Annotated in this window: 15 protein-coding genes; 9 read left to right on the top strand and 6 right to left on the bottom strand. The window is 67.1% G+C overall.

Annotation, left to right across the window (positions count from 1 at the left end; all coding sequences use genetic code 11):
• Positions 1-118 precede the first annotated feature (118 nt).
• Together ENSA7_RS31250 and ENSA7_RS31245 are read left to right on the top strand one after the other, a co-directional pair.
• Positions 119-718 carry a response regulator gene (locus ENSA7_RS31250; RefSeq protein ID WP_106093059.1) on the top strand — a complete coding sequence of 200 codons (600 nt, stop codon included), beginning with the start codon at positions 119-121 and terminating at the stop codon, positions 716-718.
• A 299-nt stretch (positions 719-1017) separates the two neighbouring features.
• Entirely contained in the window at positions 1018-2364 is a 1347-nt protein-coding gene (locus ENSA7_RS31245) for a DUF4215 domain-containing protein (RefSeq protein WP_106093058.1), read from the top strand.
• A gap of 123 nt (positions 2365-2487) precedes the next feature.
• Here ENSA7_RS31245 and ENSA7_RS31240 read toward each other — a convergent pair whose 3' ends face one another.
• The 3 genes from ENSA7_RS31240 to ENSA7_RS31230 all read right to left on the bottom strand — a co-directional run bounded on the left by ENSA7_RS31240 (position 2488) and on the right by ENSA7_RS31230 (position 6883).
• Complete coding sequence (locus tag ENSA7_RS31240) at positions 2488-2892, bottom strand: hypothetical protein (protein WP_146158347.1); 405 nt, start codon at positions 2890-2892, stop codon at positions 2488-2490.
• Between the two features lie 25 nt (positions 2893-2917).
• On the bottom strand, positions 2918-3979 hold the full coding sequence (locus ENSA7_RS31235) for a trypsin-like serine peptidase (protein ID WP_146158346.1): 1062 nt from the start codon (positions 3977-3979) through the stop codon (positions 2918-2920).
• A gap of 99 nt (positions 3980-4078) precedes the next feature.
• Entirely contained in the window at positions 4079-6883 is a 2805-nt protein-coding gene (locus ENSA7_RS31230; RefSeq protein ID WP_106093055.1) for a serine/threonine-protein kinase, read from the bottom strand.
• Between the two features lie 92 nt (positions 6884-6975).
• Between ENSA7_RS31230 and ENSA7_RS31225 the strand changes: the two genes are divergently transcribed.
• The gene (locus ENSA7_RS31225) at positions 6976-7611 is read left to right on the top strand and encodes an RNA polymerase sigma factor (protein WP_106093054.1); all 636 of its coding nucleotides are present in this window, start codon (positions 6976-6978) and stop codon (positions 7609-7611) included.
• 110 nt (positions 7612-7721) lie between these two features.
• Positions 7722-8924 (top strand): S8 family peptidase, encoded by a 1203-nt coding sequence (locus ENSA7_RS31220; RefSeq protein ID WP_106093053.1) that lies wholly within the window; start codon positions 7722-7724, stop codon positions 8922-8924.
• 125 nt (positions 8925-9049) lie between these two features.
• Here ENSA7_RS31220 and ENSA7_RS31215 read toward each other — a convergent pair whose 3' ends face one another.
• Positions 9050-9523 (bottom strand): thioredoxin family protein, encoded by a 474-nt coding sequence (locus tag ENSA7_RS31215; RefSeq protein WP_106093052.1) that lies wholly within the window; start codon positions 9521-9523, stop codon positions 9050-9052.
• 183 nt (positions 9524-9706) lie between these two features.
• Between ENSA7_RS31215 and ENSA7_RS31210 the strand changes: the two genes are divergently transcribed.
• Complete coding sequence (locus tag ENSA7_RS31210; RefSeq protein WP_146158345.1) at positions 9707-10390, top strand: hypothetical protein; 684 nt, start codon at positions 9707-9709, stop codon at positions 10388-10390.
• A 168-nt stretch (positions 10391-10558) separates the two neighbouring features.
• Entirely contained in the window at positions 10559-11788 is a 1230-nt protein-coding gene (locus tag ENSA7_RS31205) for a serpin family protein (RefSeq protein ID WP_181234288.1), read from the top strand.
• Between the two features lie 21 nt (positions 11789-11809).
• Here ENSA7_RS31205 and ENSA7_RS31200 read toward each other — a convergent pair whose 3' ends face one another.
• Positions 11810-13213 carry an adenylate/guanylate cyclase domain-containing protein gene (locus tag ENSA7_RS31200; RefSeq protein WP_106093049.1) on the bottom strand — a complete coding sequence of 468 codons (1404 nt, stop codon included), beginning with the start codon at positions 13211-13213 and terminating at the stop codon, positions 11810-11812.
• Positions 13214-13400: 187 nt separating this feature from the next.
• Positions 13401-13943, bottom strand: coding sequence for a gamma-glutamylcyclotransferase (locus tag ENSA7_RS31195; protein WP_106093048.1), 543 nt, complete (start codon positions 13941-13943; stop codon positions 13401-13403).
• Between the two features lie 29 nt (positions 13944-13972).
• Here ENSA7_RS31195 and ENSA7_RS31190 point away from each other — a divergent pair, with 29 nt between their 5' ends.
• The 3 genes from ENSA7_RS31190 to thrS all read left to right on the top strand — a co-directional run bounded on the left by ENSA7_RS31190 (position 13973) and on the right by thrS (position 18547).
• Complete coding sequence (locus tag ENSA7_RS31190) at positions 13973-14953, top strand: hypothetical protein (protein WP_146158344.1); 981 nt, start codon at positions 13973-13975, stop codon at positions 14951-14953.
• 232 nt (positions 14954-15185) lie between these two features.
• Positions 15186-16637 (top strand): glycerate kinase type-2 family protein, encoded by a 1452-nt coding sequence (locus ENSA7_RS31185; RefSeq protein WP_181234287.1) that lies wholly within the window; start codon positions 15186-15188, stop codon positions 16635-16637.
• 59 nt (positions 16638-16696) lie between these two features.
• Positions 16697-18547 (top strand): threonine--tRNA ligase, encoded by a 1851-nt coding sequence (gene thrS / locus ENSA7_RS31180; RefSeq protein ID WP_106093045.1) that lies wholly within the window; start codon positions 16697-16699, stop codon positions 18545-18547.
• Positions 18548-18560: the final 13 nt, after the last annotated feature.

The following is an 18560-nucleotide window of genomic DNA, read 5'->3' as shown; positions in this document are numbered from 1 at the left end:
CGCGGGGCCGGTCGGGGCGCGCCGGGTAGGGGCGGACCCGCACCTGCGCATTTGGGTACGCGTGGGCAAATCACGGGGGGGCGTCGGAAACCGATCGAAAACCTGGCATCATGGCGTGGTGTCCCGACTACGCGTCCTCATCATCGACGACGACGTCAAGGTCTGCGAGTACTTGCAGGAGCTCTTGACCCCTGACGGCTGCGAGGTCGTGGCGATCAACGACCCGCAGGCTGGGCTCGAGAAGCTCAAGGCTCAAGAGACCTTCCACATCTTGATCCTCGACCTCAAGATGCCGGGCATCAACGGGCTCGAGCTGCTCGAGAAGATCCGCAAGGTCGACAAGGACATCGCGGCGATCATCTTGACCGCGTACCCCAGCCTCGAGTCGGCGACCGACGCGATCAACCTCGATGTCTCGGCGTACATGCAAAAGCCCTTCTCGGGCGAGGACATGCGCGAGACGATCGCCCGGGTCGCCCGCAAGAAGGGAATCGTGGTTCGCCGTGAGGACGAGCTGCACATCACGATCGGGGCCCGGATCCGCGAGGAGCGGCGCAAGAAGCAGCTGACCCTCAAGCAGATGCACAAGCGCGCTGGGTTGTCGGTCTCGCTGCTGAGCCAGATCGAGCGGGCGGAGTCTTCGGCTTCGGTCTCTTCGCTGTTCAAGATCGCCAACTCGCTCGACGTGCGGATCTCCGAGCTGTTCGGGGATTTCTAGCGGAAAGCCGGCCTCAGAGTCTCTGCGGGACGCCCGTCCGGTGACGGGCCTGAGACCCGGCTTGGGCACGAGGTCGGTTCTCGGCCCGACGGGCAAGACTGGCTTGGTTTTGTGACGGGGAGATCGCCACGCACGGCTGTCGGCCCGGAGACCAGACGTTTGCAGCGGCCCGGCGAGCGCTCGGCCATCGCGCACGAGTGGGCAGCCCCCATACAGACACACGGCGAACCCGCCCGAATTCTGACAAAACAGTAATTCAAATTACATTCATAACAGCTTGGCCAGTCGACCATGAGGCCATGAAACGACACGTCCTAAAACTGTCAGCGCTCGGCTTCGCGTTCTCCCTTTCCATTGCGTGCACCGACGACACCCCCGTGACCGACAGCGGAGGAACGACTGACACCTCAACCGGCGACGGCGACGGCGACGGCGACGGCGACGGCGACGGCGACGGCGACGGCGACGGCGACCCGGGAGACGGAGACGGCGATGGCGACGGCGACGGCGACGGCGACGGCGACGGCGACGGCGACGGCGACGGCGACCCCGTATGCGGCGACGGCGTCGTCGAGGGCGCCGAGGAGTGCGACGACGGCAACCCCGACGACACCGACGCCTGCACCTCATCTTGCGTCAACAACATCTGCGGCGACGGCTTCGTCAACGAGGGCGTCGAGGGCTGCGACGACGGCAACAACGAGGACGGCGACGGCTGCAACGCCGGGTGCATGCTCGAGTCCTGCGGTGACGGGATCGTGCAAGGCATGGAAGTCTGCGACGACGGCAACGACATCGACACCGACGACTGCACCACGATGTGCCTGAGCGCCGCGTGTGGCGACAGCTACGTGTGGGAAGGCAACGAGGTGTGCGACGACGGCAACGACCTCGACACCGACGACTGCACCACTACGTGCGAAGCGGCCACCTGCGGCGACGGCTACGTGTGGGAGGGCAACGAGGAGTGTGACGACGGCAACATGGTGGACAGCGACGCGTGCCTGGGCACCTGCGCGACGGCCACCTGTGGCGATGGCTTCGTGCAGGAGGGCGTCGAGGAGTGCGACGACGGCAACGTCGACGACGGCGACGGCTGTGACTCGAGCTGCGAAGAAGAGATGCTGGACGCCACCTGTCAAAACGGCGCGACTCAGCTCTCGGTCAGCCCCGGTGGCGACGCTGTGGTCTGTGACGACCCCAACAACGGAACCTGCGAGCAGGACGCGGAGACGCTGTGTCCGGTCGGCTGGGAGCTGTGCTCGCAGCCGCAGCACCACAACCGCAACGAAGGCTGGAACTACGCGGTGGGCAATCAGGCGATCGTCGTTGGTGAGATCCACTGCCGTTCAGGTAGCGGCGCGGGTCACTACACCGTCGGGCCCTACGGAAACCCGGGGACGCTCGAGACTGACCTCGCGCTCAACTGTGGCTACGGCAGCTCGCGCGCCAGCTGCGTGACTGGGTACGGGTGTAACGAGCAGCAAGTCCAGGCGCTGTGCTGCGCCCACAACCCGAGCTGCGGAAACGGCGTCGTCGATGACGTCGAGGAGCAGTGCGACGACGGCAACGCTGATGAGACTGACGACTGTCTCAACAATTGCTCGTGGCGCAAGCCGTCCGAGCACAACGTCAACGGCTGCTGAATTTCAGTGACCCCACAGGCGCCTCGCCGCCTGTGGGGTCTCTTCCTTGCTAGGTTATCCCGCACATTTATCGGGCGAGATCACGGCGCCAGATTGAGGTTCGCCTCCTCAGAAGAAAGTGTATCAGCACGTGATGGCGTTCGCCTGGCGCTTGACCTTGACCTGTAGATTGAGCGGCGGCGCGGAGTCGTCGAACTGCCAGATCGCTTCTGAATCGCTCTCGGGCCCGAGAAAGGTGATGACGAGGCTCGTCCCGCTCTGGGTCCACGTCGCCCGTGGCTGCGGACTTCCGCTCACGATGGTGAGCGAGACTCCGTTGATGGTTGGGTTAGTTCCAGTGATCGTCAGCACGAAAGGCGAGTTACTGCCAATGTAGTACAAGATGAGCTGGTTGACGGTATACGGGTTACCATCATTGCCCTCGAGCTCCCCGCTGCTGGCCATCGTGAGTGTGAGCGCGGCCGCGTCCGCGTCGCAGTTGCGCACGCGTCCAAAGCCGTCAGTTATTTGATATTGGTTTGTTGGCATGTTCCGGTCCTGGTGATGGGTCCATTCATTCCGTAAATTCTCGTGAAGGCGTGATCGGCTGCGACCTGCACGTCGTACCCGACTCGCTGACGGCGCAAGTAAATTCCCGTGGCCCCCCGCTCGTGTTTTCCCGGAAGCTGCCACCTCGGTTGACACCAAGGATAATGCTTGGGTCGGAAGCCAGTAGGATCGGCGCCCCGCTCGAGCCGCCGGACACATCGAAGATCGCGCGCATCGCCGTCTCGCCGGGGATCGGCGCGGCCGTGTGGCCATCCGCGATCTTCAAGGGGAGCAGGCGCGGATGTGAGGGAACGAGGATCTCGGTGCCGACCGGAGGGAGCTCCGATGCGGGAGTAAATACCGAGTGAGGGGGGATCGTCTCTTCACTGGTGGCAAAGGGTTCGACGGTGAGGACGATCCAGTCCGATTGCCTCTTCGAGCCCTGAGAGACTCGTAGCGGCGACTCCTTGACCGCGAGCAAATATTTGGTCTCAATCTCGAGGTGATCGTTCACGCCGTCGTCGTCGGTATCGACCATCCTCCAGCTCGCGCGGTCACCATGGCCCGAGTTCATCATCACGTAGGTGTTCAACAGATGGTGACGCTCGGTCTTGATGACGTGGCGGGCGGTGACGACTTGATCGTGGCCGATGAACGACGCAGTCCCCCGGCCGATCCCGTGCGCCAGGACATAGTCCGACGCGTGCTGGCGGAATGACATGTCGGAACCGTTGCAGTCATATGCAAGGTGGGTCTGCCCCTCGAGCGCGTGGCAGTGCGGGTAGATCGGAATTAGCGTACGCTCACTCCTCGCGTCAAAGAGCGCATGGCTCGAGTTACCCTCGGTTCGCAGGATCATCGCCGTGGCGTTGACGATGTCGAACTGCGCATCCGTAGGCGTGGCGAGATCGAAGCGACGCGAATTCCCCCGCCGGTCGACGACATCGTTTTCGATGACGGCATAATCATAGTAGTTGATTTCCTGCGGCCCGTCGTTGAGCGCTGCCGCGTTCACGAGGTTCGACTTGCCGGAGCTTTCGGGTTCCCGGAGAGACCCGGTGTTCTCCGGCTCCTCGGTCGAGGCCACGGGGGGCTCACCTCCCCCGTCCCCTGCCGCGCTCACACACCCGAGCATCAGGAAGCTCGACATTGAGACCTCAACTATCGTTCGTTTTTTCATCTTGGTTCACCGTTTCGCATCGAGTCGCGCGAGTTCATCGCGGATGTATTTGGGCATGAAGATCTCTTTGTACACTACGCGAACTTGCTCGCGAGACTCGGCGATCACCTCATCGGGTTGTCGGCTCTCCACCAAGCATCGCAATCGTATGTAGTGGGCCTCGGCGATCGTCGCCTGCTTCGATTCGGATGGCGGGAGGCCCTCGAGCTTCACCAGTAGCTCCTCGACCTGCTCTCGAGCCTCGGACGCGGCGCCCGCTCCCAACGCGATCTCGGCGAGTCCTAGCCGCGCAGCCAGCCGGACCTGCGGGTCTTCGTATGTCACGGCCTGCTCAAACCGCTCCCGGGCGCGTTCGACTTCACCCACCCGATAGGCGTACCAACCAATCGTATGGGTGGTCATCGCGCGCTCGAGCGGCGACTGTGTGGATCCGAGCTCTCGCTCGATCAGCTCCCACGTCTCGAGCGCCTCTTGATAGCGGTCGAGGGAGCCAAGCAGCGCGGCCAGGAGTCGCAGCGAGCTGCCGCGCTCGCTGTTGCCAGACGCCAGCGCTCGCTCCAGCGGCCAGGCCTCGCGGGCGGCCAAGAGCGCGCCCTCGAGATCTCCCTCGAGCGCGCGGACTTGGGCGAGGATCACCAGTGCGGGGGCGATCTTGGGGGCGTCCGAGCCAAACGCCTCTCGCTGAATCGACAACGCCCGCTCGATGTGCGCGATGGCGAGACCACCCGAGCCGATCTCGAACAGGGTCAACCCCAGGTTGAACTCGACGGTCGCCACACTTGGATGGCGCGGTCCCAAAGCGGCCCGCAGGCGGCCGAGGAGCTGCTCGTACAGCCGCCGCGATTCTTCGAGCTTACCCTGCTCGCCAAGCAGGTTGGCGAGCAGGAGCTCGACCTGCTCGAGGTTGACGTCACCGTCGTCGACGCTCTCGCGTAGATACTCTGCGGCTTCACGCAAGTGTAACTCGGCCTCGGCGTTGTCGCCCCTGGCCCGCGCGAGCTCCGATTGTGCGATCAGGCTGGGCGCGAGCAAGCGCGGCGGTCGTCCTAGCTGTTCGAAGCTGCCCAGCATCAGCGCGACCAGGTCGGCGGCGCGCTCGGGATCCTCGAGTTGTTGTGTGGTCAGGCGCACCAGCTCGCGCAGACACACGAACTCGAGCCGGGCGTCACCAACGGCCTTGGCCTCTCGCGCGGCCTCGCGCAGGCTGTCGAGCGCCCTGACGTCGTCGAGCAGGCGTATGGCGATCTTGCCGTCGAGCGTGAGGGCCTCGGCGAGCGCTGGGCGGTAGCCAAGCTCGCGCGCACGGGCGACCACCACGCCCGCCTCGACGCCCGCCTCCCTCGGTCGGACATGCATCAGCACAGCGACGCGGTCGATGTGCGCTCGCAGCTGGGCGACACGAGACGCGAGTTCGGCCGGCGGCGGGAGCTGATCGGCGAGAACGCTCGCGTCCGCGCATTGACTGGGATCGCCGAGTTCCTGAAGGAGCCGACGCGCGTCGAGCTCTTCGGTCGGGGAGCTCTCGAGCAGATTGAGCAGGGCGTCGAACTGGTCGAGGTTCCGCTTCAGGCAAGCTCCAGCGAGCTCCGGCTGCCCCGACGATCGCATCTGGCCGATCGTCGTGGCCGGGCAGGTGGCCTCGTGGGCCGCCCGCCACTTCACCTCATGACCCTCGATCGCGCGGGCCAAAGCGTCGAGTTCGGCGTCCGCTCGCGGACGAAGCGCCCACGACGCGGCGATCCTCGCTCGTCGCTCGGGGTTCCACACCTGCGCGAACGCGGGCGCGAGCGCTTGGCAGGCTGGCGCCAAGGGCCCGAGCGAGACCGTAGCGATCGACGCGCAGGTGAGCGCGACCGTGAAGAAGGTGGCAGTCAACAGCCGCTGCCTTGGTCGCGCATCGATCTCGTCGAGCAGCACGTCGAGCGAAGGCCAACGCTTCGCCGGGTTGGGGTCGAGGCCCCTCAGCAGCGCGCGTCCCAACCACCGTGGTCGAAGCGACGTGATTGGACGCAAGCTCGCGCCGTCGGCGGCCGCGAGCAACTGCTCGGAAGTGAAGGGCCGCGTGTCAGCCAGGACTTGCCAGACCGTGACACAAAATCCGAACTGGTCGCTCGCCGGGCTGGCCGACGTGCCTGCGTACAGCTCGGGAGCCAAATACACCGGAGTGCCCGCCAGCGGCGAGGTTTGTACGCTGGTGTTGGTGTTGGTGTTGGTGTCGGTGTCGGCTGGTGTGGGAGGAACAAAGATCTGTGGGCGCGCGAGACCAAAGTCGACGACGCGAACGCGGCCATCGTCTCCGACCACGATGTTGTTGGGCTTGACGTCTCGATGCAAGAGTCCGGCTTGGTGAGCCGCGGCCAGACCACGACCCGCCTGCACGCAATATCGCAAGCGTTCGCGTTGCGTTCGACCACGAGCCCAGACGTCGAGCGTCCGCCCCTGGATGTACTCCATGACGAGATAGAGCTGGTCCCCCTCGGTGCCGACCTCGTGGATCTGGACGACGTTGGGGTGGGAGAGCTGGGCCAGCGCGCGAGCCTCGTGGCGCAGCTTGTCTTGCTCGATGCTGCGCGCCCTGTCGGCTCGGACCAGCTTGATCGCGACCTTGCGAGACAGCTCCTCGTCAAATGCCGCGTAGACGACCCCCATCCCGCCGGCGCCAAGACGCCGCTCGATGATGTACCGCCCAAAACGTTGCGACCCGCCGAGTCCAAACAGCCGCTGGGACACACGCTCGCGCATCGACGTCGCGCCGGGGGTTTCGTCGAACGGGGGCGCGGCCAAGCGCGGCGTATCGGGTGGAGTACTCATCTGAGCATGAGCCTCGGGCGAGGCCTCACAGTAGTCCAGACTCCGTCGAATTCCGTCCACAAAATTGTGGAGCCACGTGGTAGCCTGAGTTCGTGGAGGGCGAAGCCGAGCTTCTCAGCGCGTGGCGGCGGGGTGACCTACAAGCGGGAAACGAGCTGTTCCACCGCCACTATGGAGCGGTCAGACGGTTTTTGGCCAACAAGGTCGATAATGACCTCGAGGATCTGCTACAGCGAACTTTCGAGATTTGTGCCAAGGGTAAGGATGGCTTTGAAGGACGCTCGAGCTTTCGCACCTATTTGCTCGGTATTGCCCGTAACTTGGTCCTCCAGCACTGGGAAGGTCGGCATCGCGGCCGAGCCCACGAGAACATCGAGGAGTTCGCAATCCACGATCTTGGCGCCGGACCTTCGACCTTGCTCGCGCGCAGCGAAGCCCACCGCCGCTTGCTCGAAGCGCTGCGCCGGCTACCGCTGAAACACCAGGTCGTGCTCGAGCTCTCGTTCTGGGAGGAGCTGCCTGGTGGCGAACTCGGAGAGGTGCTTGGTGTCCCCGAAGATACGGCTCGCAGCCGCTTGCGACGGGCCAAGCTGCAGTTGACCAAGCAGCTCAACCACCTCGAACGCAGCGCCAGCGCCATGCAGAGCACGAGTGACGACCTCGAGCAGTGGGCGGCCAGCGTCCGAGCGCAGCTGCGAGCTGGCTCAGCGCGAGCATTGAAACCCTGACCTTTTAAGAGGTTTCGTCGAGCGAGCACGAGGAGTCTGGCCTGGTCGCAAACAGCGAAGCCAAAACGAACGGATCCTTCGGCGCGGGTGACTCACTCCATGGAGCACCCATGAGCCGCAACACATCAACCACCAACTCCGCCCCCATCGACACTGTCACGGTCGATCGTCCACAGCAATTTGGCGCCCCCCAGCTCGGGCTCGCCCTCGCCGAGGTCGACCAACTGATCCGAGCCAGCGAAGCGCGCAACCGCTTTGCTGTCGACGGATCTGCGGTCACGGTCGCCGTGTGTGACACGGGCCTCAACACCCGCCACATCGATTTCCGAGGAAAGGTGCGGGATCAACGAAATTTCACCGCAGACAACGAGGGTGCCCTCGAGGACGCGAACGACGGCCACGGTCACGGGTCCAACGTCAGTGGGATCATCGTCGCCAACGGCGACCATCGGGGCATCGCGCCTGGCGCGGGTATTGTCCCACTAAAGGTCCTCTCGAACATGGGCCGTGGCAGCTTCGCCGCCGTCGCGGAGGCCCTCGAGTGGGTCTTGGACAACGCGGGTCGCCACAACATCTCGGTCGTGTGCATGTCCTTGGGCGCGGGGGACAACCGCACGAGCGACGACGGTCTGGTTGGCGACAGGATCAACGAGCAAATCCAACACCTTCGTGAGCGCCGCATCGCTGTCGTGATCGCAGCCGGAAACGACTACTTCAAGCACGGCAGCGCCCAAGGCATGTCTTACCCCGCGATCCTGCGCCATTGCGTCAGCGTTGGCGCGGTGTACGACAAGCGCGCGGGCTCGTTCAGCTATGAGAGCGGCGCGAAGGCGTTCTCGACTGGCCCCGACCGTATCACGCCATTTAGCCAGCGCCTCCACCACTCCGTCGGCGGCAGCTGTCGTACAGATCTCTTCGCCCCCGGAGCGCCGGTCACCTCGGCTGGGATCGAGGGGCCTCGCGGCGAGTCCGTCCAGCACGGGACCAGTCAGGCGGCGCCGGTCGTCGCGGGAGTGATCGCGCTCATGCAGACGCTGCACCTCGAGCTCTGTGGTGAGCTACCCGAGGTCGACGAGCTGGTCGGCATGCTGCAGCGGGGTGCGACGCTGATTCGTGATGGCGACGACGAGTCCGACAATGTCACGAATACTGGCCTCGACTTCGAGCGAGTCGACGCGGTGGGAGCCCTGGACGCGCTGACGTGCAGGATCCAAAAGCGGCTGTTCCTTGGCGGTGCGCCGCTGCGTGGTCACGCACGCTTGACCATACCCATCGACAGCGGACTCCACGACCAATCGAACGCGGCCGAGTAGACAGTAGCGAACCCACCTCTGAGTCTGCGGAGGACCCGTCAAAGAGGCCCACCTGTCCTCGATGCTCTGACTCGAGGGTCAAGGCGAAGGCTCGGAGTCCGCGCCCGTCCTTCGGACGCCCCCGCCTAGGCATCGCTACCCAGCGCTTCGGCGACGAAGCGCTGGATCGCGGGGGCCGGCCGCGCCCCCGCGACCCGGGCGAGCTCGCTGCCGCTGCGAAACACCGCCATGGTCGGGATGCTCTGCACCCCCAACCGCGCGCCGAGCCCCGGCAGGCTCTGGGTGTCGACCTTGACCACCAACAGCCGGCCGGCCGTCTCGGCAGCGACCTTCTCGATCTCGGGCGCGACCGTGCGGCACGGGCCGCACCACGGCGCCCAAAAATCGACCAGGACCGGCAGCGGAGCGCCGCCGATCAGCGCATGAAAAGCCGCGTCGCTCGTGACATCGGCGGGGCCGGCGAGCGCTCCGCCGATCTCGGCGCCGCAGCTGCCACACTTGGCGGTGACACCAAGCTTGGCGAACGGCAGCCGGTTCTGCTTGCCACATGCGCCGCAGCGCTGGCGAACGCCCTTGTCGTCGACCTTCAGGTTGGCCATGCGAGCCGGAAGCTGGCCATCTGACCGCAGTTGGCAAGCTGTACCGGGCGTGATCCCTCCCACGGTCGCCGCCGCCAACTCGGGGCGATCACGCGCCCTCCCCCGTCGACGCCCGTTCTCTCGTTGACCCCGCAGTTCAGGCCCACCGATACTATCGGCGGCGCGAGCCGATTGGACCTGGACATGTCACAGCAACCGAACCCGCGCGAGCTCGTCATCCCCCCGCCGCGAGCCGACCGGCCGCCGCTCCACGCCAACCTGCTCAACCACATGCAGCAGGCCAACACCACGCTGGCGCCGCTGTTTCCGTACCTGCATCCCGGCGCGATCGTCCCGACGGGCGCGCTGTTCATCGGCGGACCGGACACGGACTACGGCCAGTTCTATCACCACAATTCGGTCGACGAGATCATCATCGCGTTCGTCGCCAACGGCGCGACGCTGCAGACGGGTCAGCTCTACAACGGCGGCCGCGTCCACGGGGTCAACGGCTTCTTGAAGGATCAGACGGCGCCCGGCAGCTTCGTGCTGTTCTCGGTCACGCAGCGGCAGCTCGACGAGGGCGCCCAGCCCGAGGCCATCTCGATCTTGTGCACCAGCTGTCGCAAGCAGCTGTTCAAGGGCGAGTTCGACGGCGCCTCACCGCCCGACGCGACGGAGCTCGACCACCCGTTCATGTCCGCGGCCGCGCTCCCCGACGTGCTCCGGGCGTTCAACGAAGATCCCGAGCTTCGCACCTGCCCGGACTGTGGCCACGTCAACGAGCCGTTCCCCGTTCACGCGTGGGGCTGGGACAACTACGCCACCCAGTCGCGGGTCCTGGCGGGCGCGAAGCAGCTGCTGCTCGAAGCCGCGCCGCCGACCTGAGCCCGCGCGGGGTGACAACACGCGCTGAGCAGGCCATTGTGGGGCGTGCCTCGCCGCAACGGATTCGCGTGTTCTCTGACCTCGGTTGGTGTTGTCTCCGCGAGCCTGCTCGCGCTGGGACTGAGCGGTTGCTCGTCTGCCAAGGAGCCCCCAGCCGCGCGCACCAGCGTGGACCAGCGCACCAAGACCGAGCCCCAAGCGCCCGAGCCCCCCGCGCCCGAGTCAACCGTTGACGAGCCAGTCGAGGTCTCCAACGAGCTCGGCGCGGCGATCAACGGGTTCGGCCTGGATCTGTGGGGCCAGCTGCGCGAGCGTCCGGGCAACCTGACGATCTCCCCGGTCAGCGTGCACGTGGCCCTGACCATGACCTGGCTCGGCGCCAAGGGGACCACCCGCGATCAGCTCGGCAGCGCGCTGCACCTCGACGAGCTGCCCGCGACCGCCGACGTCGCGACCTCGACCGCCGCGCTGTGGGACAGCTGGAAGGACGTGCCAGCCCTGACCCTGCTCGCGGCCAACCGCCTGTTCGGCGAGCAGACCTTCAGCTTCGAGGCGCCATACATTGCCTCGCTCGAGGTCAAGCTGCGCGCGCCCCTCGAGCTCGTCGACTTCGCGGGCGCGGCCGAGCCGACGCGGGCCCACATCAACGGCTGGGTCGAGACCCAGACCAAAGACCGGATCGTCGACCTGATCCCGGCGAACGGAGTCGACGCGCAGACCCGCCTGGTCCTGACCAACGCGGTGTACTTCCTCGCCGACTGGCGCCAGCCGTTCGACGCCAAGCTGACCACCGACGCGACCTTTCACGGCGTCGGCGAGAACATTCGCGTGAGGATGATGCACGCGACCCACTATTACGCGTATCAGGAGAACGCCGAGGTCCAGGTCGCCACGCTGCGCTACTCGGCGCCGGGGTTTGCGATGACCCTGGTGCTCCCGCGCGAGGGCAAGGATCTGGCCGAGGTCGAAGCCGGGCTCGAGCTCGCCACGCTGCAAGGGTGGCTGAGCGGGACCACCACCGCCGAGCGGCAAGTCCAGCTCGACCTGCCTCGCTTCGAGCTGTCCCCGCCCGACTCACTCGAGCTCGCCGAGCCGCTGCAAGCGCTGGGCGCGGTCCAGGCGTTCGATCGCGCGAGCGCAGACTTCACCGGGATCGCCGCCCCCAAGGACCCGAGCGAGCGCATCTTCATCGGGCAGGTGTTCCACAAGACCTTCGTCAAGGTCGACGAGATGGGCACCGAAGCCGCCGCCGCGACGGCGGTGGCGACGGGCTACGGTCGGGGCACGGCGCCGGCCCCCGCGGTCATGACCCTCGACCGCCCGTTCTTGTTCGTGATCCACGATCAAACCAGCGGCGCCGCGCTGTTCATCGGTCGCGTCACCGATCCCGGAAACTAGTTATCGCTCATCGCTCATCGCTCATCGCACCCGCACGCGGTACAGCGGGACCGGCTCGCTCACGCCCTTGAGCGCCCGAAGCTCGCGCTGCAATTCACCAAACTCGGCGAGTGACGCTGCTACGGCTTGGTCCTCGCGCACGTCGTCCCAGACCGCCTCGGTCAGACACAGCTCGTTGCCGGCCGCCTCGCCCTGGACTCGCGCGGCGACGTTCACGGTCTGCCCAAAGTAATCGACCATGTCGTTTTGATTGACGACAATGCATGGCCCGCGGTGCAGCCCCACCTTTGGCTGCAGCTCGCCGTGCTCGTTCAAGATGATCTGCAGTCCGGCCCGGACGCCGTCGGCGGGATGGTTGAACGACGCCATGATCGCGTCGCCCATGGTCTTGACCACGACGCCCCCGCAGCGGGTGACGATCTGGGCCATGACCTCGAACGACTCGGTGACCAGCTCGAACGCGGCGTTGTCACCGATCAGATCGTACATGGCCGTGGAGCCGCGCAGATCCGTGAACAGCAAGGTGCAGTCCTTGACAGGGATCCCCGTGCCCGGGCGGACGACCTCGGTGCCCAGGCAGCGGCGAAACTCGGGGTTGTTGAGCAGCCGCCGCCCGCTCAAGTGCGGCAGGTAGTCGAAGTACGTCACGATCGGCGTGAAGTACTTCAGCACCCGCACCCGCTCGGCGGTCTTGTTGCGCAAGGTCAGCCGCACGGGCCCAGGCGCCAGCTCGGGGCGGGGGTGAAAGGCGCGATCGTGATAGTCGAGCGTGAGCTCGCGGCGCTCGCGGGTCGGCGCGCCGATCGTGGTGATCATGGTGCGCGGGTGCCCGACCACCCAGCCCTGTTCGGGGATGTCGAGCTCGAACACGAGCTCGGCGTCAGGCTCGAGCCAGGCCAGGATCAGCGCTTGCTCGCGCAAGAACGCGACGAGTGGCTTGTCGAGCCCGCGGATCACGATGTCGCGCGAGAATCGGAACCGATAGAAATAGTCCTCGAGCGACAGCGAGTCGGGCGCGTGAAACCGCAGGGGCCGAACGCTCGGCGCCACGGTGAACGCGACCTCGACGTTCTCATCGAGGTTCGCGGCCGAGCTGCGCGCACACGAGTCGCAGTAGAAGTCGCTGTCGAGCTGCGCGAGCCCGCCACGGTTGGACACCAGCTCGCCGCAGCCGCAGCAGCGCAGGCTCCAGTCGATCTGCATGAGGCCGGCCCGCGCGGCGTGAAGAAACAGCGCGATGCCCAGCTCGGGCGCCCGGCCGCGCGCGGTCGCGTAGCTGACCGGGTTGATCTGAAACAGCGCCTCGTCGGTCGCCGAGCTGATCAGATCGCGCAGCTCGTCGAGCAGCCCAGGCGGCCACGCCTGAGCACGCTCGAGCTGCGTGAGCGCCTCGCTGAGCTGCGTGGTGTCGACCGCGGGGGGCATCACTGGGCGGCACCATATCACTGCTAGAGCGCCGATCAGTTTGGAGTCGCGTCGTCAGGTGCGTCTGGGGCCGTTCCTGCCTAGGAGCGAGGCCGAAGCTGTATCCGGCATACTGCGAGCGCCGAGCGACAACGGCAGGAGCGGCCCCAGATGTGCCTGGCGTCGTGAATTCAAACTGATTGGTGCTCTAGCCGAGCCGCCCGCGCACCAATTCAGCGAGCGCCGCGACGTGCTCGTCGCGCCCACCCATGTCGACCAGGGCGTCATGCAAGCGCAGCAGGTACTCGACGTTTGCGCCGCTCGGTCCGACGCTGGCGATCACCTGGGCGGCGATCTGCTCGAGCGGCGCGTCGCCGAGCCACTCGGGGTTGGCCGGGGTCGCCAGGTACACCAGCACGTCGCGGATCTGCCCGCCCGCGTGGGTGACCTCGACCCGCTCGCGCACGTAGCCGCCCTGCTCGCGGTGGTCGAGCCCGGTGAGGACCTCACCCTCGCTGCCGGGCCGAACCCGGTACACGGTGCCCCAGCAGCGCTGGTCCGCGCCAGCTGGCAGCAGCGTCACGACCCGGCCGGGCGCCCCTGGTACGCCCCGATGGTCCGTCGAGCCCTGCCAGAACCGCCGGGTGAACCCGCGCACGAAGCCCGGGTGGCGCTCGACGTGGGCGAACGCGGGCCGCCAGACCAGCGAGCCGTATCCAAAGATCCACAGCGGTCCTGCGTCGGCGGACATGGACGCACATCTTAATCTACACTCCGCCCATGCCCCACCGTCGCAGGCCGCCCGTCGCGGTGGCGCTGGTCTTGGCCCTCGTGTGTGGCGCGCTCGTCGGTGGCTGCCACCGCCCGGCCAACCCCAGCGAGGAGCCGGATCAGACCCCGGTCGAGGTCGCGGACGAGCAGATCGACTCACCCAAGATCTGCGCGGCCGGCTGCCGTCGGCTCGAGCGCTGCGTGCCCGAGCTCGCCAGTGAGGTCGACGGTGATCCTGCGGTGATCGCCGAGCGCCTGGCCCAGGCCTGCGAGCCCGGGTGCGCGAGCTTTGCGGATCGCGGCTCGAGCTTGGCGCTGCGCGACTGCCTGAAGCTCGAGTCATGCAACGCCTACTGGGGCTGCGTCGGGACCCCCAGCGTGCGCCCGTGGCTGGCCACGGTCGCGCCGGTCGGAGATCGCAGCTGCGAGAACCTGTGCAGCCAGGCCAGCGCATGCGCGATCGCCAAGGTCTGCGAGTCCGACGCGGGCACCCGCAAGCCACGCGCGGTCAAGCCAGACGGCGGCGAAGAGCTGGCGCTCGATCCGATCTGCATGCAGGACGAGGCCCACCGCAACGAGCTCGACGAGACCTGCCTGCTGCAGTGCGAGTCCACCCCTGAAGACAGCCGGGCCCGCGTCGAGCTGACCGGCTGTATCGACCACGCCTCGTGTGAAGGCATGCTCGGCTGCCTCGACAGCTGGGCCGAGACCGACTACGGCGATCCTGGCGGGCTGACGCCGGGGATCAGCCAGACCTGCGACTCGTTCTGTACCCGCGCGATCGTGTGCGGCGCGGAGCAAGAGAGCGTGGAGCTCGAGCCCGAGGAGCTCGCCGAGCTCAAGCAGGCGATGACCAGCACCTATGTCGAGTGCGCCGTGCAGTGCGGCAAGGACCTCGACAGCGGCGAGGCGACGGTGCGCGCCGCGTTCGAGACGTGCACGGCCTCCGAGACCTGCGAGGCGTTCACCGCCTGCGCGCTCGAGGTCTGACGGACGTCTATGACCCTCCACGGAGAACTTGGCAGTTCGCCGGCTGCTGCCGCTGGCGCGTCTGGTCGCTTCGCTCCTCGGGGCCATTTGTTCGCGGGCGCATGTGTGGCCCCCTAGAAGCGGGCTCTCTACCCATGGGTCGCACGACGTGCGGAGACACGACGAGGGCCGCGTGGCCCTGCGCCCTGCGCCAATGTGCGAGGTCAGACCGGCTGGAGTAGGATGGGCCGGGATGGGGAGCGACGCGTGGACCGAACGACTGTTGGCCGACAGCCCGTGCTTGACGCGGGCCCCCCACACCCGCGCGCTCGCCCACGTCGCCGCCCAGGCGCTGGCCGCCGTCGACCCCCGCGCCTGCGTGCTGCGTGCTGCCCATCGTCTGATCAAGCCCCACGGTGAGGCGGCGGTCGTCGGTGAGTTCGTGTTCGATCTCTCCGCCAACCCTGACGCCCCGGGCGAGGCCGAGCATGGCCGGATCTTCGTGTTCGGCGCGGGCAAGGCCAGCGCGGCGATGACCCGCGCCCTGGTCGAGCGCTTCGGTGAGCGCGTGGCCGGCGGGGTCGTGATCGTCAAACACGACAGCGGCGAGCAAGACGGCAGGATCGGGCCGGTCGAGATCCTGCGTGGGGATCATCCGATCCCGGGACCGGCCACGGCCAAGGCTACCGCGCACCTCCGCGCTCGCGCGCGCCTCGTCGGTCCGCGGGATCTGGTGCTGTGTCCGATCTCGGGCGGCGCGTCGGCGCTGCTGAGCGAGCCGACCCTGGCGAGCGCCGACTGGGCTGCCCTCACCCAACACCTGCTGGATCGCGACGTGTCGATTCAGGCGATCAACAAGCTGCGCCGCCGGTTTGACGCGCTCAAGGCCGGCGGGCTCGCGCGGCTGCTGTGCCCGGCGACCGTGGTCAGCTTGATCGTCTCGGACGTGGTCGGCGACGAGCTCGCGCTGATCGGCTCGGGGCCCACGGTCTACCCCGACACCAACGACGACCAGGCCCACGCGCAGCTGCTCGACGAGCTGGGCCCGCGCCTCGGCGGACTCGACGCGCCGCTGCTCGCCGCCCTGCGCCAGCCGCCGCCGCTGGCTGCGTGGCCAACCACCGCGTCGGGTCGTCCGCAGGGCGTGTTCCAGGTGCTGGTCGCCCGCAACGGCGACGCCCGCGAGGCGGCGTGCCAGGCCGCGCGCGCGCAGGGGCTGGACAGCATCGTGCTGCTGCCGATGCTCGGCGGGCCCGCGGCCGACGAGGGCCGGCGGCTCGCGCAGCTGCTGGCCCACACCCCCGCGGATCTGCCCGTCGCGCGGCCGTTTTGTCTGATCACGGGTGGCGAGACCACGGTCGAGCTCGGTCCTCAACACAGCGGGGGACAGCCCGGCGCCGGGGTCGGCCGCGGCGCCGGGGGTCGCAATCAAGAGCTCGCGCTCGCGGCGATCGACGGGCTCGCGGGCGTGCCCGGTGTCGCCCTGATGACGCTGGCCACCGACGGCGAGGACGGCCCGACCGACGCCGCCGGGGCGCTGGTCACCGGTGACTCGCTCACTCGCGCCCGCGCGGCTGGGTTGGATGTCACCGCCGCGCTCGCCGAGCACGACAGTCACGGCGTGTTCGCAGCGCTCGATGATCTGGTCCGCACCGGGCCGACCGGCACCAACGTGTGCGACCTGGCGTTCCTGCTCCGCGCCTGAGCGGCACCCTGGCGCCCGCCGGGGTTGCTCGGTATACCGCCCTCCCAACGTAGGGCCCCATGCAAGACGCCAGCAACAAAGATCAGTCGGCCGAGGACGCCGAACTCTACTGCATTCGCCACAGCCTCGCGCACGTGCTCGCGCAGGCGGTGCTCGAGCTGCGTCCGGGGACTACCTTGGGGTTTGGCCCGCCGATCGCCGACGGCTTCTACTACGACTTCGTGCTCAGCGAGCCGCTCACCGAGGCGGACCTGCCCGAGCTCGAGAAGAAGATGAAGCACATCATCAAGCGCGGGCAAAAGTTCGAGCGTGAGGAGCTCCCGGCGCAAGAGGCGTTCCGCCTGATCGGCGAGGAGATGCAAGAGCCCTACAAGCTCGAGTACGCCCGCGAGCTGGTCGAGAAGAACGGCCTCGAGACCCTGTCATTTTACAAGAACGGCCCCTTCCTGGACATGTGCGAGGGCCCCCACGTGGACAGCACGCGGGCGCTGCCGGCCGGGGCCTTCAAGCTGCGCAGCATCGCTGGCGCGTACTGGCGGGGCGACAGCGACAACGTGCAGATGACCCGGATCTACGCGTGGGCGTTCAAGACCGCCGAAGAGCTGCAGGCGCGGATCAAAGAGCACAAGCTCGCGCTCGCCAACGACCACAAGAAGCTCGGCCGCGAGCTCGACATCTTTCACATCGACGACGAGATCGGCAAGGGCCTGCCGCTGTGGCTGCCCAACGGCACGGTGATCCGCGACGAGCTCGAGAAGCTCGCCCGCGAGCTCGAGTTCAAAGACGGCTATGAGCGGGTCGTGACCCCGCAGTTGGCCAAGGTCGGGCTCTACTACCGCACGGGTCACCTGCCCTATTACGCCAGCGGCATGTTCCCGTTCCTCGAGCTCAAGGAGCGCCACGAGACCGAGGCCGGCGAGGTCGAAGAGGTCGTCGAGCAGTACGCGCTCAAGCCGATGAACTGCCCGCATCACCACAAGATCTTCGCGGCCCGGCCCCGCAGCTATCGCGACCTGCCGCTGCGCCTGGCCGAGTATGGCAACTGCTACCGCTACGAAGAGTCTGGCGCGCTGTCGGGGCTGCTGCGCGTGCGCGGCATGTGCATGAACGACGCCCACATTTATTGCACCGAGGAGCAGATCGGCGACGAATTCAAGAAAGTCATGGCTCTGCACCGTCGGGTCTATGAGATCCTGGGCCTGCAAGACAACTATTGGATGCGGCTCTCGACCTGGGATCCCGACGATCCCAAGGGCAAAGAGAAATACGTCGACATGCCCGAGGCCTGGGAGACCTCCACTCGCCACATTCGCGCGGCGATGGACGAGATCGGCATGCCCTACCGCGAGGTCAAGGGCGAGGGCGCCTTCTACGGGCCCAAGATCGACGTCCAGTTCCGCACGGTCACCGGCCGCGAAGAGACGGCGAGCACCAACCAGCTCGACTTCGCCGTGCCCGCGCGGCTCGGGCTCACCTACACCAACGCCAACGACGAAGAGTGCCACCCCTGGGTGCTCCACCGGGCCCCGCTCGGCACCCACGAGCGGTTTGTCGCGTTCTTGATCGAGCACTACGGCGGCGCGTTCCCGACCTGGCTAGCGCCCGAGCAAGTCCGAGTGCTGCCGGTCGCGGCGCCGTTCGCTGGCTACGCGCAAAAGCTGGTCGACGAGCTGCGCGGTGAGTTCGTGCGAGCCCGCGCGGACCTGTCGGCCGACACCCTCAACAAGCGGATTCGCAACGCCCAGACCGGCAAGATCCCCAACACCCTGGTCGTCGGTGAGCGCGAGGAGCAGGGCGAGTCGGTGACCTTGCGCCGCTACGGCAGCCGCGAGCAAGAGTCGATGTCGTTCGAGGAATTCCGCGCGCGGCTGCGCAAGGCGATCTCGACCCGCGCCCTAGTCGTCGAGTAGGTCGTCGAGTAGG

Source organism: Enhygromyxa salina (assembly GCF_002994635.1).
In the GTDB taxonomy this organism is placed as follows: domain Bacteria; phylum Myxococcota_A; class Polyangia; order Nannocystales; family Nannocystaceae; genus Plesiocystis; species Plesiocystis salina_B.
This window is presented reverse-complemented; position numbering and strand designations above follow the sequence as displayed.

Coding starts and splice junctions, on each gene's coding strand:
- ENSA7_RS31190 (WP_146158344.1), top strand. CDS start 13,973: ATGCCCCACCGTCGCAGGCCGCCCGTCGCGGTGGCGCTGGTCTTGGCC.
- ENSA7_RS31185 (WP_181234287.1), top strand. CDS start 15,186: ATGGGGAGCGACGCGTGGACCGAACGACTGTTGGCCGACAGCCCGTGC.
- ENSA7_RS31245 (WP_106093058.1), top strand. CDS start 1,018: ATGAAACGACACGTCCTAAAACTGTCAGCGCTCGGCTTCGCGTTCTCC.
- ENSA7_RS31195 (WP_106093048.1), bottom strand. CDS start 13,943: ATGTCCGCCGACGCAGGACCGCTGTGGATCTTTGGATACGGCTCGCTG.
- ENSA7_RS31240 (WP_146158347.1), bottom strand. CDS start 2,892: ATGCCAACAAACCAATATCAAATAACTGACGGCTTTGGACGCGTGCGC.
- ENSA7_RS31230 (WP_106093055.1), bottom strand. CDS start 6,883: ATGAGTACTCCACCCGATACGCCGCGCTTGGCCGCGCCCCCGTTCGAC.
- thrS (WP_106093045.1), top strand. CDS start 16,697: ATGCAAGACGCCAGCAACAAAGATCAGTCGGCCGAGGACGCCGAACTC.
- ENSA7_RS31220 (WP_106093053.1), top strand. CDS start 7,722: ATGAGCCGCAACACATCAACCACCAACTCCGCCCCCATCGACACTGTC.
- ENSA7_RS31210 (WP_146158345.1), top strand. CDS start 9,707: ATGTCACAGCAACCGAACCCGCGCGAGCTCGTCATCCCCCCGCCGCGA.
- ENSA7_RS31215 (WP_106093052.1), bottom strand. CDS start 9,523: ATGGCCAACCTGAAGGTCGACGACAAGGGCGTTCGCCAGCGCTGCGGC.
- ENSA7_RS31200 (WP_106093049.1), bottom strand. CDS start 13,213: ATGCCCCCCGCGGTCGACACCACGCAGCTCAGCGAGGCGCTCACGCAG.